The organism is Inquilinus sp., assembly GCF_057815775.1.
In genome coordinates, this window is the sequence record NZ_JBYRFX010001135.1 from 1 (window position 1) to 13,160 (window position 13,160).

General features: G+C 68.8%; 13 protein-coding genes. 7 read left to right on the forward strand and 6 right to left on the reverse strand.

The window, feature by feature from the left end; genetic code table 11:
• The 4 genes from AC3XYG_RS40365 to AC3XYG_RS40380 form a co-directional block, all read left to right on the forward strand.
• Nucleotides 1-731 (forward strand): ABC transporter permease subunit (locus AC3XYG_RS40365; RefSeq protein WP_489145556.1); only part of this gene is annotated, 731 nt, incomplete at its 5' end.
• Nucleotides 728-2,374, forward strand: a complete 1,647-nt coding sequence (locus AC3XYG_RS40370) for an ABC transporter ATP-binding protein (protein WP_489145557.1) — start codon at nt 728-730, stop codon at nt 2,372-2,374. The genes AC3XYG_RS40365 and AC3XYG_RS40370, both read left to right, overlap by 4 nt.
• Nucleotides 2,375-2,417: 43 nt before the next feature.
• Complete coding sequence (locus tag AC3XYG_RS40375) at nt 2,418-3,191, forward strand: LamB/YcsF family protein (RefSeq protein WP_489145558.1); 774 nt, start codon at nt 2,418-2,420, stop codon at nt 3,189-3,191.
• Nucleotides 3,192-3,377: 186 nt separating this feature from the next.
• Nucleotides 3,378-4,409 (forward strand): BMP family lipoprotein, encoded by a 1,032-nt coding sequence (locus AC3XYG_RS40380; RefSeq protein WP_489145559.1) that lies wholly within the window; start codon nt 3,378-3,380, stop codon nt 4,407-4,409.
• 3 nt (nt 4,410-4,412) lie between these two features.
• Here the strand turns inward: AC3XYG_RS40380 and AC3XYG_RS40385 are convergent, their stop codons facing one another.
• Both AC3XYG_RS40385 and AC3XYG_RS40390 read right to left on the reverse strand, forming a co-directional pair.
• Nucleotides 4,413-5,663, reverse strand: a complete 1,251-nt coding sequence (locus tag AC3XYG_RS40385; RefSeq protein ID WP_489145560.1) for an RNA polymerase sigma factor — start codon at nt 5,661-5,663, stop codon at nt 4,413-4,415.
• 7 nt (nt 5,664-5,670) lie between these two features.
• Nucleotides 5,671-6,021, reverse strand: a complete 351-nt coding sequence (locus AC3XYG_RS40390; protein WP_489145561.1) for a YciI family protein — start codon at nt 6,019-6,021, stop codon at nt 5,671-5,673.
• Between the two features lie 152 nt (nt 6,022-6,173).
• Between AC3XYG_RS40390 and dusB the strand changes: the two genes are divergently transcribed.
• Entirely contained in the window at nt 6,174-7,187 is a 1,014-nt protein-coding gene (gene dusB, locus AC3XYG_RS40395; protein WP_489145562.1) for a tRNA dihydrouridine synthase DusB, read from the forward strand.
• 19 nt (nt 7,188-7,206) lie between these two features.
• Here the strand turns inward: dusB and AC3XYG_RS40400 are convergent, their stop codons facing one another.
• The 4 genes from AC3XYG_RS40400 to AC3XYG_RS40415 all read right to left on the reverse strand — a co-directional run bounded on the left by AC3XYG_RS40400 (nt 7,207) and on the right by AC3XYG_RS40415 (nt 9,969).
• Nucleotides 7,207-7,731, reverse strand: coding sequence for an SRPBCC family protein (locus AC3XYG_RS40400; protein ID WP_489145563.1), 525 nt, complete (start codon nt 7,729-7,731; stop codon nt 7,207-7,209).
• Nucleotides 7,732-7,797: 66 nt separating this feature from the next.
• Entirely contained in the window at nt 7,798-8,235 is a 438-nt protein-coding gene (locus tag AC3XYG_RS40405) for a YybH family protein (protein ID WP_489145564.1), read from the reverse strand.
• A 103-nt stretch (nt 8,236-8,338) separates the two neighbouring features.
• The gene (locus AC3XYG_RS40410; RefSeq protein ID WP_489145565.1) at nt 8,339-9,601 is read right to left on the reverse strand and encodes an RNA polymerase sigma factor; all 1,263 of its coding nucleotides are present in this window, start codon (nt 9,599-9,601) and stop codon (nt 8,339-8,341) included.
• A complete protein-coding gene (locus AC3XYG_RS40415) occupies nt 9,598-9,969 on the reverse strand; it encodes a YciI family protein (protein WP_489145566.1) in 372 nt (123 codons plus the stop codon). Before AC3XYG_RS40415 ends, AC3XYG_RS40410 begins: the two co-directional genes overlap by 4 nt.
• Before the next feature lie 192 nt (nt 9,970-10,161).
• Here AC3XYG_RS40415 and uvrB point away from each other — a divergent pair, with 192 nt between their 5' ends.
• Both uvrB and AC3XYG_RS40425 read left to right on the forward strand, forming a co-directional pair.
• Nucleotides 10,162-12,387, forward strand: coding sequence for an excinuclease ABC subunit UvrB (gene uvrB, locus AC3XYG_RS40420; protein WP_489145567.1), 2,226 nt, complete (start codon nt 10,162-10,164; stop codon nt 12,385-12,387).
• The coding region (locus AC3XYG_RS40425) for an SDR family oxidoreductase (protein WP_489145568.1) at nt 12,384-13,160 on the forward strand (777 nt) is incomplete at its 3' end. The genes uvrB and AC3XYG_RS40425, both read left to right, overlap by 4 nt.

Below are 13,160 nucleotides of genomic sequence, written 5' to 3' on the forward strand. Positions count from 1 at the left end.
CGATCAACTGGCTGGGCACCGACGACCAGGGCCGTGACGTGCTGGCCCGGCTGATCTACGGCCTGCGGATCTCGATCCTGTTCGGCCTGACCCTGACCTTCTTCGCCTCGATCATCGGCATCTTCGCCGGTGCGGTGCAGGGCTATTTCGCCGGCTGGACCGACCTGATCTTCCAGCGGGTGATCGAGATCTGGTCCGGTATGCCGCAGCTTTACCTGCTGATCATCATGTCCTCGATCTTCGTGCCGGGATTCTGGACCCTGCTGATCATCTTCCTGCTGTTCGAGTGGATGAGCCTGGTCAGCGTGGTGCGGGCCGAGTTCCTGCGTGCCCGCAACCTGGACTATGTCCGCGCCGCCCGGGCGCTGGGCCAGCCCGACCGCGTGATCATGTGGAAGCATGTGCTGCCCAACGCCGTGGTGGCGACGATCACCTTCCTGCCGTTCAACCTGACCGGCGGCATCAGCCTGCTGACCGGGCTGGACTTCCTCGGCCTCGGCCTGCCGCCCGGGTCGCCGTCGCTGGGTGAGCTGGTCAGCCAGGGCAAGGCCAACCTGCAGGCACCGTGGCTCGGCTTCACCGCCTTCTTCTCGCTCGCCATCCTGCTCAGCCTGCTCGTCTTCATCGGCGAGGCGATGCGCGACGCCTTCGACCCGCGCAAGGCAACGGCCCCCTCCGCCCCGGCGCCGACGGCTCCGCCGCCCCTCGACAGCAAGGCCCAGACGCCATGACTGACATTACGACCCCTGGCGAAAGGCTGCTTGAGATCCGCGACCTGGCGGTGGAATTCCAGGTGCCCGGCGGCGCGGTGCCGGCGGTGAAGGGCGTGTCGCTGCATCTCGACCGGGGCGAGACCCTGGCGCTGGTCGGCGAAAGCGGGTCGGGCAAGTCGGTCACCGCCCTGTCGGTGCTGCAGCTGCTGCCCTATCCCAGCGCCCGCCACCCGCGCGGCAGCATCCGCTATCGCGGGAAGGAGCTGCTGGGCGCGCCGGAAAAGGTGCTGCGCGAGGTCCGCGGCAACAAGATCGCGATGGTCTTCCAGGAGCCGATGACCTCGCTGAACCCGCTGCATCCGATCGAGAAACAGGTCGGCGAGGTGTTATCGATCCACAAGGGCATGGGCAAGGCCAAGGCCCGAGCTCGCGTGCTGGAGCTGCTGCACTTGGTCGGCCTGCCGAACCCGGAGCAGCGGCTGGGCGCCTATCCGCATGAGCTGTCGGGCGGCCAGCGCCAGCGGGTGATGATCGCGATGGCCCTGGCCAACGAGCCGGACATCCTGATCGCCGACGAGCCGACCACGGCGCTGGACGTCACCATCCAGGCCCAGATCCTGGAGCTGATGCAGAGCCTGCAGGCCCGCTTCGGCATGGCGCTGCTGCTGATCACCCACGACCTCGGCGTGGTCCGCAAGATGGCGGACCGGGTCTGCGTCATGAACAAGGGCGAGATCGTCGAGGAAGGTGAGACTGAGGGCGTCTTCACCGCGCCGCAGCACCCCTACACCCAGCGGCTGCTCGCCTCCGAACCCAAGGGCAACCCCGCCCCCGCCCCGGCTGATGCCCGCACAGTGCTGAAGGCCAGCAAGATCAAGGTCTGGTTCCCGATCAAATCAGGCGTGATGCGCCGGGTGGTCGACCATGTGAAGGCGGTGGACGGCATCGATGTCGTGGTGCGCGAGGGCCACACCGTCGGCGTGGTCGGCGAAAGCGGCTCGGGCAAGACCACGCTCGGCCTCGCCTTGCTGCGCCTGATCTCGAGCAAAGGCTCGATCCGCTATGGCGAGAAGGAGCTACAGGGGCTGCAGTTCCGCGACATGCGCCCGTTGCGGCGGGAGATGCAGATCGTGTTCCAGGACCCCTACGGGTCGCTCAGCCCGCGCATGTCGGTGGCGGAGATCATCGAGGAAGGGCTGAAGGTCCACGGCATCGGCGGCTCCGCGGCCGAGCGCGAGCGGATGATCGTGTCGACGCTGGAGGAGGTCGGCCTCGACCCCGCCAGCCGCCACCGCTACCCCCATGAATTCTCCGGCGGCCAACGCCAGCGCGTCGCCATCGCCCGGGCCATGGTGCTGAAGCCGAAATTCGTGGTGCTGGACGAACCGACCTCGGCGCTCGACATGTCGGTCCAGGCCCAGATCGTCGACCTGCTGCGCGGGCTGCAGGAAAAGCACCGCCTGGCCTATCTGTTCATCAGCCACGATCTGAAGGTGGTCCGTGCCCTGTCGGACGAGGTGATCGTGATGAAGAACGGCAAGGTGGTCGAACACGGGCCGGCCCGGCAGATCTTCGAGGCGCCGCAGCACCCCTACACCCAGGCCCTGCTGAAGGCGGCGCTGGAGCTCAAGGCCGCCGACACGCCCGAGGTTGCGGTCTAATAGGGCTGGTGGAAGCATCGGTCGAGAATTGGGAGTCATGGGAATGGCGAGCGTCGATCTGAACTGCGACATGGGCGAAGGCTTCGGCGCCTGGGAGATGGGCGACGACGCGGCGATGCTGGACATCGTCACCTCGGCCAATGTCGCCTGCGGCTTCCATGCCGGCGACCCGATCGTGATGCGGCGGACGCTGACCCTGGCCCGCGACCGTGGCATCGGCATCGGCGCCCATCCCGGCTTCCTCGATCTCTGGGGCTTCGGCCGGCGGGTGATCCAGGGCGAGACGCCGGAGTCGATCGAGGCGCAGACCGTCTACCAGATCGGCGCGATCCAGGGCATGGCCAAGGCGGTCGGCCACCGCGTCACCCATGTGAAGGCGCATGGCGCGCTGAGCAATGTGGCGATGGTCGACGACAGCGTGGCGCTGGCGATCGGCCGTGCCATCCAGTCGGTCGACCCGACCCTGGCCTATATGGTGCTGCCCGGCACGGCGCTGGAGCGCGCGGCGGTGGAGCTGGGTCTGCCCGTCGTGCGCGAGGTCTTCGCCGACCGCACCTATGAGGACGACGCCACGCTGACCCCGCGCCGGATCGCCGGGTCGGTGATCCACGATGCCGATGTCGCGGCCGAACGGGTGCTGCGCATGGTCGAGGAACAGGCGATCACCAGCCGCGACGGCAAGCGCGTGCCGGTGCCGGTCGACACGATCTGCGTCCATGGCGACACGCCGGGCGCCGTCGGCATCGCCCGGAAGATCCGGGATCGGCTGGAGAAAGCCGGGATCCAACTGGTCGCGTTGAAAGACCGGCCAGTCTGAATCGGAATTCCGGCCGGAACGCGAAGAATTCGTTGAAAAATGCCCGAGGCGATTTCACACCCCTGGAGCACAACTCCATTGCAGAGCATGCTCTTGTAACCGAACCTTAACGCGTCCATCTCCGGGGCCACGGCGCGGCCGCCCTTCAGGCCTGCCCGACACTGCCCCTGCCGTCCGGAGACGGAAATGCTGCTTGATCGACGCCGCCTTCTCGCCAGCGTCAGCCTCGCCATCGCCGGCCTGTCGGTGATGGCGGCTGCCGATCCGGACGAGCGCATGATGCACACGGCCGAAGGCGAGGTGCCGGTCAAGGCGGGCGTGGTCTATGCCCTGGGCGAGAAGCGCGACGGCGGCTTCAACGAAGGTGCTTTCCACGCGCTGGAGTTCTTCCGCAACGAGACCGGTGAAGCATATCTCGAAGCCGAGATCCACCAGGTCGCCGACTTCGCGGCAGCGGCGGCCGGGATGGTGCAGCAGGGCGCCAACCTGATCATCGCCGTCGGCTACTACTATGCCGAGCCCGTGGCCGCCGCGGCCGCAGCGCACCCCGAGACCAGCTTCGTCCTGGTTGACGGCGTCGCCGACGGGCCCAATATCCGGTCGATCGTGTTCCGGGAGCAGGAGGGCGCCTATCTCGTCGGCGTGCTCGCCGCCCTGGCCTCGAAGAGCGGGACGATCGGCTTCGTCGGCGCCTACGACATCCCGTTGATGCACAAATTCTCCGACGGCTTCACCGCCGGGGCCAAGGCGACGCGGCCCGAGATCACCACCCTGGTCGACTATGTCGGCACCGACCCGGCCGCCTTCCACGACAAGACCGCAGCGGCGCAGGTCACCCACGACCAGATTGCCCGCGGTGCCGATGTGGTCTTCGCGGTGGCGGGCGAGGCCAATCTCGGCGTCTTCCAGGCGGCGCGCGATGCGGAGAAGCTGGCCATCGGCGTGGACGGCAACCAGAACGGCGTGGTGCCCGGCACTATCCTGACCTCGATGCTGAAGCGCGTCGACATCGCGGTGCTGCGGTCGCTCGACGACATGCGGGCCGGCAGCTGGGCCCCCGGCGTGGTCACGCTCGGCGTGCGCGAGCATGCGGTCGGCTGGGCGATCGACCAGAACAACCGGCCGCTGGTGACCAAGTCGATGGAACAGGCGGTCGAAACCGCCCGCCGCGCCATCGCCGACGGCACCATCGCGGTGCCGGACCCGACCAAGCCTTAACGGTTACGCCAGCTCGTCCAGGCGGCGCTTGAGGAACCGCCGCTCCGGCTCCTGCTGCGCCAGGGCGAGCGCCTGTTCATAGGCGGCCCGCGCCTCCGCTTTCCGGCCCAGCCGCCGCAGCAGGTCCGCCCGCGCGGCATGCGCAAGGTGGTAGCCGTCAAGGCCGCCCTGCCCCATCAGCGTGTCGATCAGCGCCAGTCCAGCGGCCGGGCCGTCGCGCATCGCCACCGCCACGGCGCGGTTCAGCGCCACCACCGGCGACGGGTCGGCCTGCACCAGCAGGTCGTAGAGGCCGGTGATCTCGGCCCAGTCGGTCGATGCGGCGTCCGGCGCCTCGGAATGCACCGCCGCGATCGCCGCCTGCAGCGCATAGGCGCCGACCTCCCGCCCCGCCAACGCCCGCCGCACCAGCGCCGTCCCTTCCGCGATCTGGCCGCGGTTCCAGAGCGAACGATCCTGGTCCTGCAGCAGCACCAGGTCGCCCGACGGCGAACTGCGCGCGGCCCGGCGCGAATCCTGCAGCAGCATCAATGCCAGCAGGCCGATCGCCTCCGGCTCGGGCAGCAGCTCCACCAGCAGCCGGCCCAGCCGGATCGCCTCGCCCGACAGGTCGGCCCGGGTCAGCATCGGGCCGGCGGAGGCCGAATAGCCTTCGTTGAACACGAGGTAGATGACGTGCAGCACGCTGTCCAACCGGTCGGCCAAGTCTTCCCGCGCCGGCACCTGATAGGGGATCCGGGCGTCGCGGATCTTCGCCTTGGCCCGGACGATGCGCTGGGCCATAGTCGGCGCCGCCGTCAGGAAGGCGTGCGCGATCGCCTCCGTCGTCAGGCCACACATCTCGCGCAGGGTCAGGGCCAGTTGGGCGTCCGGCGACAGGGCCGGGTGGCAGCAGGTGAAGATCAGCCGCAGCCGGTCGTCCTCCACCTCCTCGCCCTCCTGCTCCATCGCCTCCGTGGCCTCGTCGTCGAGATGCTTCGCCAGCTCCGCCCGCGCGGCGTCGAGCCGGGCGCGGCGGCGGAGCCCGTCGATCGCCTTGAACCGGCCGGTCGAGACCAGCCAGGCCCGGGGGTTGGCCGGCATGCCGTCGCGCGGCCATTGCTCCGCCGCGGCGCGGAAGGCGTCGTGCACTGCCTCCTCCGCCAGGGCGAAGTCGCCGAGCAGCCGGATCAGGGTGGCGAGCACGCGGCGGGAGTCGGCGCGGTAGATCGCGTCGATCGCCGGCTGCATCGCCGCGGCCGGATCCGGGGTCATGGCGTGCCTATCGCAGTTCCTTGATCGACCGCACCTCGACGCTGCCCAGCTTGGCCAGCGGGATGCCGGCGGCGACCTGGATCGCCTCGTTCAAATCCCGTGCCTCGATCAGGATGAAGCCGCCCAGATGCTCCTTGGTCTCGGCAAAGGGGCCGTCGGTGGTCGAGATCCGGCCGTTGCGAACCCGCACCGTGGTGGCCGCTTCGGGCGATTGCAGGGCGTTGGAGGTGATGTAGTGGCCGCTGCGGGTCAGCTCGTCGTCATAGCCCAGGGAGTCGCGCGTCAGCGTCACGCCTTCGGCAGGCGACAGCGCATCCATGGTCCGCTGTTCCAGATAGACCAGGCACAGATACTTCATCGCGGCCTCCTCGCAGGGATCGGGTTAGTGAACACCGGATGGTCGGTCGGCGGCGTCCGGAATCGACATCAGCGGGGCGGCTTTTTTGCCGGCGCGGTTTACGCGGCCGGGCCCAGCGCCTAGATAGGGCGTCAGTCAAGGTGCCTGCCCCCATGCCCGAAACGCTCAAGATCGATTCCGTCACGGTTCCCGGAAGGGTCTGGATCGCCCCGATGACCGGGGTGTCCGACCTGCCGTTCCGGCGTGCGGCATCGCGGCTGGGCGCCGCCTATGTCGCGACCGAGATGGTGGCCTGCGCCGAATTCGCCCGCGGCCGGCCGGATGTGGTGCGGCGTGCGGCGGTGGGCGATGGACTGCCGCTGATGGTGATGCAGCTGATCGGCCATGAGGTCGGTGCGATGGCCGAGGGCGCCCGCCTGGCTGCGGCGGCCGGGGCACAGATCATCGATTTGAATTTCGGTTGCCCGGCCCGCGAGGTCACCGGCGTGCAGTCCGGCTCGGCCATGATGCGCGACCCCGACCTGGCGGAACGCCTGGTGGCGGCCGCAGCCGGCGCGGTCGACGTCCCGGTCACGGTGAAGATCCGCCTGGGCTGGGACGACGCCAGCCGCAACGCGCCGGAATTCGCGGTTCGCATGGTGGCGGCCGGCGCCCGGGCGGTCACGGTGCATGGCCGGACCCGCTGCCAATTCTACAAGGGATCGGCCGATTGGGCCGCGGTGCGGGACGTGAAGGACGCGGTGTCGGTCCCGGTGATGGTCAATGGCGATATCGTCGATGGCGCCGCTGCACGGCAGGCCCTGACGCAATCCGGTGCCGATGGCGTGATGATCGGGCGCGGCGTCACCGGCAAGCCGTGGATCGCCGCGGCGATCGAGGCGGCGCTGGACCAGCCTGGTGACGGCCTGGCCGAGCCCGGCCGCGACCAGCGCCTGGCCATCGCCCTGGCGCACTTCCAGGAAACGCTGGCCTTCTATGGCGACTTCCACGGCCTGCGCGTGTTCCGCAAGCATCTGGCCGCCTATATCGAGGCGGCGCCCTGGCCGGCCTCGGCCGAGGACCGGCGCGAGGCCCGCCGCACCCTGTGCCAGGCGGATGCGCCGGCCGCGGTCGAAGCCGGCCTGGTCGCCCTGTGGACCGACCCGGCCCGGCGGCTGGCGGCCTGACACCCGCATCGCCGGCGGCTCAGGCTTCGGCCCGGGCCTTGAGGTTGGCCAGGCCGGTCTCGAAGTCCTTGCCGATCATGGTGTCCATGTCGAAGAACAGGCCCATGATCTTGGCGATGAACGGGGTCGGGCCGGACATGGCCCAGGTGACGTCGGTGCCGCCGTCCTTCGGCTGCAGCGTGAAGGTCGCCATGTTGTGGCCTTCGAACGGCTTGATGAAATCCAGCTTGATCACGATCTGCGACGGCGTGGCCGCCAGGATTTCCATGCGTCCGGCACCGACCTTGCCGCTGCCGGACCATTCATAGACCGCGCCGGGGCCGGCTTCGGCGCCGCTCAGGGTCCGCTGCATGGCGGGATCGAGCTTTTCGTAGGGCGACCAGTCGGCCCAGCGATGGAAGTCGTTGATCAGGGCGATGATCTTCTCCGCCGGCGCCTTGATGCTGACGCTGCGCTGGACGCGGAAATCATCCGGCCTTGTCGCTGCCAGGCCGAGGATGCCCAAGACCGCGACAACGACGACAAGCACGATGGTCTTGAGCACGCGATCCCTCCGATGCGGATCAGGTTTTGAGAGTCTTCCACCCGGCACATCGAGCTCCCTCAACGATTAGGGAGTGAGGTCTACCGCCGCCCGCACACTGCCGTCCATGTAGAAAGGGACGGATTCGTGCTCATGCGTGATCTTCCAGCCGCCATCGATCCGGCGCAGGCCCAACGTCAGGCGCAGCCACAGGCCCTGGGCCTCGCCGCCGACCTTGGTGCCGCCGAGATGGGCAAAGCCGTGGCAGAAGGCGACGGCGCCGCCGACCGAGACGTCCAGGTCCCGGATCTCGTAGTCGAGCGGCCCCTGCCAGGTGGAGAACCAGCCCTCCAGGCCTTCCACATCGGCTTCGGTGGCCCGTAGCGGCGGCGCCAGGGAATACATCGTGAAGTCCGCGGCCTGCTGTGCGACGATGGCGTGGGCATCCTTGGCGCGCAGGGCCGCGGCCCGCGCATCGATCAGCGCCCGGATCTCGGCTTCGGCGTTGATTGTATTGTGATCCATGGTCCTTCTCCCGTCGCTGCGGCGGCCGGGTGGCGGCCTGCATGTCCCTAGGACGGTTGCGGGACCGGCGTCCCGACAGGACCCTACCGAAAAAATTCGACGATCAGACTGCGGCGCCCGTATCGGCGTCCTGCTGCAGCCGGTCGAGGTGCAGCCGGATATGGGCCGCCTCCGCCGCCGTGCCGGCCAGCGCGATGGCCTGGTCATAGGCGGTGCGCGCCTCGTCGAAGCGGCCGAGCTGCTGCAGCAGCCCCCCCTTCAGCCCGAAGAAGTAGAAATAGCCGGACAGACGCGGCGCCAGCGGCTCGATCATCGCCAGCGCCGCCTGCGCGCCTCGCAGCTTGGAGACGGCGACGGCCCGGTTGAGCGTGACCACCGGCGAGGGCTGCAACCGCTCCAGCGTCTGGTACAGCAGGTCGATCTCGGCCCAGTCGGTGTCCTCGGGCCGCGCAGCGCGGGCGTGCAGCGCCGCGATCGCCGACTGCACCAGGTATGGGCCGGGGCGGCGGTGGCGGATCGCCTTGTCGATCAGCGCCAGCCCCTCGCAGATCATGGCGCGGTTCCAGAGAGTCCGATCCTGCTCCTCCAGCAGCACGATGCTGCCGTTGCCGTCGAAGCGGGCCGGCGCGCGGGAATGCTGCAGCAGCAGCAGGGCGGCCAGGCCCATCACCTCCGGCTCGGCCGGGAACAGCCGCAGCAGCAGCCGGGCCAGGCGGATCGCCTCGTCACACAGCGGCGCGCGCAAGGGCGCTTCCTCGCTGCTGACGGTGTAGCCTTCATTGAACACCAGGTAGATCATCGCGGCGACGGCCGCCAGCCGGCCCGCCCGCTCCGGCGCGCCCGGCGTCTCGAACGGCACGTCGGCAGCGGAGACGCGGGCCTTGGCCCGGGTGATGCGCTGCTCCATCGCCGCCTCGCCCACCAGGAAGGCGCGGGCGATCTGCCTGACCGAAAGGCCGGAGACGATGCGCAGCGCCAGGGCGATCTGCTGGGTCGCCGGCAGGTCCGGATGGCAGCAGATGAACAGGAGCCGCAGGATGTCGTCACGGTATTGGTTGCCGTCCAGCCGGTCGGCCATGTCGGCCTCGGCGTCGTCGAGATCGGACAGCAGTTCGTCGGGCGGCAGCGGCTCCTGCCGCTTGCCGCGCCGGACGGTGTCGAGCGCCGCGTTACGGCCGACGAAGATCAGCCAGGCCGCGGGGTCGCGCGGCGGCCCCTTTTCCGGCCAGGTCTTCAACGCCCGCAGGCAGGCGTCCTGGAACGCCTCCTCCGCCGTGTCGAGATCGCGAAAATAGCGCAGCAGGGCGCCGATCGCCTGGGGGCGGGCAGAGGTGATGGCTGCGTCGATCCAGGCGATGTCGGTCATGATCCAGCGGTTCCCGGCTTGAAGATGCGGATCGGGCGAATCTCATAGGATCCCCCCGGATTGGCGGTCGCGAGGTCGCGCACGATGTCCAGCACCTCGTCCAGCGAGGCGCAGTCGAAGGTGTAGAAGCCCAGCAGCTGCTCCTTCGTCTCGGCGAAGGGGCCGTCGATCACCAGCGGCTCGCCCGCGCCGCTGCGCAGGGTGGTGGCGGCGGTGGTCGGCATCAGCCGGGCAACGGGCCCGATCTTGCCCTGCCTGGCCAGCGGCTCCTGCACCGCGGCCAGCCGGGTCATGACCGTGTCGTCTTCGGCCTTGCTCCAGGCCTCGGTCACGGCTTCGTTGTGATAGCAAAGGACGGCGTACAGCATCCGGGTCTTTCCTTCTTCCTCCCGAGGACGAACGAGTATGCCCGTGGCCGACACGCCCTGGCAGAAAAAGCGGCAGCGACCAGGCGCAGCCATGGCTTGACGCCTTGTTCCTGGTATGTTCAGCATGCAGGACTGATGGCACGGCTGCTGCCGGCCCTTCCCCTTCCCTCTCGCAGGACCGATATTGTCGACATGACCTCGGCACCCCTGCTCTCCCCCGTCGTGATCCATCGCCCGTCTCTGCCGGAGAAGGATCGCTCGACCCCGTTCAAGATCGTGTCGGACTACACCCCGGCCGGCGACCAGCCCGAGGCGATCGCCGAGCTGATGGCCGGGCTGGAGAAGGGCGAGCGCGACCAGGTGCTGCTCGGCGTCACCGGGTCGGGCAAGACCTTCACCATGGCGCATGTCATTCAGAAGCTGCAGCGCCCGACCCTGGTGCTGGCGCCGAACAAGACCCTGGCCGCGCAGTTGTACGGCGAGTTCAAGAGCTTCTTTCCGGGGAACGCGGTCGAGTTTTTCGTCAGCTACTACGACTACTACCAGCCGGAAGCCTACGTCGCCCGCACCGACACCTATATCGAGAAGGAAAGCCAGATCAACGAGCAGATCGACCGGATGCGCCACGCGGCGACCCGGGCGCTGCTCGAACGGCACGACTGCATCATCGTCGCCTCGGTCTCCTGCATCTACGGCATCGGCGACGTCGAATCGTACAGCGAGATGACGATCCCGCTGGAGACCGGGCAGCGGCTGAACCGCCAGGCCCTGCTGAAGCACCTGGTCGACATCCAGTACCGGCGCAACGACACCGCCTTCGCCCGCGGCACCTTCCGGGTGCGCGGCGACACGGTTGAGATCTTCCCGGCCCATCTGGAGGACCGCGCCTGGCGCATCTCCTTCTTCGGCGACGAGATCGATTCGATCCATGAGTTCGACCCGCTGACCGGCGAGAAGTTCGCGGCGCTGAAGATGGTCCGCATCTACGCCAACAGCCACTACGTCACGCCGAAGCCGACGCTGCTGCAGGCGATCAAGGGCATCCGCGAGGAGCTGAAGGAACGCCTGGCGGAATACAACGCCACCGGCCGGCTGCTGGAGGCGCAGCGGCTGGAGCAGCGCACCCAGTTCGACCTGGAGATGATGGAGGCGACGGGCGCCTGTGCCGGGATCGAGAACTATTCCCGGTACCTGACCGGCCGCGCCCCGGGCGATCCACCGCCGACCCTGTTCGAATACCTGCCTGAGGACGCCCTGCTGGTCGTCGACGAAAGCCATGTGATGGTGCCGCAGATCGGCGGCATGTATCGCGGCGACCGGGCGCGCAAGGACATCCTGGCCGAATACGGCTTCCGCCTGCCCTCTTGCCGCGACAACCGTCCCCTGAAGTTCGAGGAATGGGAGGCGATGCGGCCGCAGAGCGTCTTCGTCTCGGCCACCCCCGGCCCGTGGGAGATGGAGCGGACCGGCGGCGCCTTCGCCGAGCAGGTGGTGCGTCCGACCGGGCTGATCGACCCGATCGTCATCGTCCGCCCGATCGCAAGCCAGGTCGACGACGTCATGGCCGAATGCCGCGAGGTCATCGCCCGCGGCATGCGCATCCTGGTCACCACCCTGACCAAGAAGATGGCAGAGGCGCTGACCGAGTACATGACCGAGGCCGGCATCAAGGTCCGCTACCTCCATTCCGACGTCGAGACGCTGGAGCGAATCGAGATCATCCGCGACCTCCGGCTCGGCGTGTTCGACGTGCTGGTCGGCATCAACCTGCTGCGCGAAGGGCTGGATCTGCCCGAGGTCGGGCTGGTCGCCATCCTCGACGACGACAAGGAAGGCTTCCTGCGCAGCCGCACCTCGCTGATCCAGACCATCGGCCGCGCCGCCCGCAACATCGAAGGCCGCGCCATCCTGTATGCCGACAATATGACCGGCAGCATGACCGCGGCGATCGGCGAGACCGACCGCCGGCGCGAGAAGCAGCAGGCCTACAACGTGGCCAACGGCATCACGCCGGAAAGCATCAAGAAGCAGATCGGCGATATCCTCGACAGCGTCTATGAGCGCGGCGACCGGGTCACGGTCTCGACCGGTGACGCCGGCGCCAAGCACCTGACCGGCAAGTCGCTGAAGGACCATATCGGCGACCTGGAGAAGCGGATGCGCGAGGCCGCCGCCAATCTGGAGTTCGAGGAGGCGGCGCGGATCCGCGACGAGCTGCGCCGGCTGGAGGCGACGGAGATGGGGCTGGGCGGCCCCGGACAGGTGGGTGACCCCAGACACGTGGGCGGCGCCGGGCTGATCGTCCATGCCCGCGTCGGCTCGCACGGCCATGCCGCGGCGCTGGAGGGCATCCCGATGTCCATTGCCAAGCCGACCGAACGGCCGAAGAAGGGCGGCCGCCGCCGCAAGGGACCGTGACGACAAGCCCTCCGGACCGCCCCCTGCCCCCGACCGGCCGGGCCGAGCCACGCGTCGCCGTGGTCACCGGCGCGGCCAAGCGGATCGGCCGTGCCATCGCGCTCGATCTCGCGCAGCAGGGCTGGCACGTCGCGATCACCTGGCACAGCTCCAGCGACGAGGCTGCCGCGACGCTGCGGGACATCGAGGCCGCCGGCGTCCGCGGGTTGGCGATCCAGGCCGACCTGCGCGACGAGGCCCAGGTCGAGACCGTGATCCCCCAGGCCGCCGCGCTGGGCCCGGTCTCGCTGCTGGTCAACAACGCCTCGGCCTTCCGCATGGACACGGTGGCGACCGCGACGCGGGACAGCTGGGACGAGCATGTCGAGACCAATCTGCGGGCGCCGCTGGTGCTGACCCAGGCGCTGGCACGGCAGTTGCCGGCGGATTGGCCGGGCAACGTCATCAACATGCTCGACCAGCGGGTGTGGAACCCTACCCCGTATTTCCTGTCCTACACCGTGGCCAAGATCGGGCTGTGGACGCTGACCCAGACCCTGGCCCAGGCGCTGGCGCCGAAGATCCGGGTCAACGGCATCGGCCCCGGCCCGACGGTCAAGAGCGACCGCCAGACCGAAGAGCATTTCGCCCGGCAATGGGATGCCGTGCCGTTGCGCCGGGCGACCACGCCGCAGGAGATCTGCGACACCATCCGCTTCATCCTGTCGGCCAAGGCGATGACCGGGCAGATGATCGCGCTGGATGGCGGCGAACATCTCGGCTGGGCCCAGCCG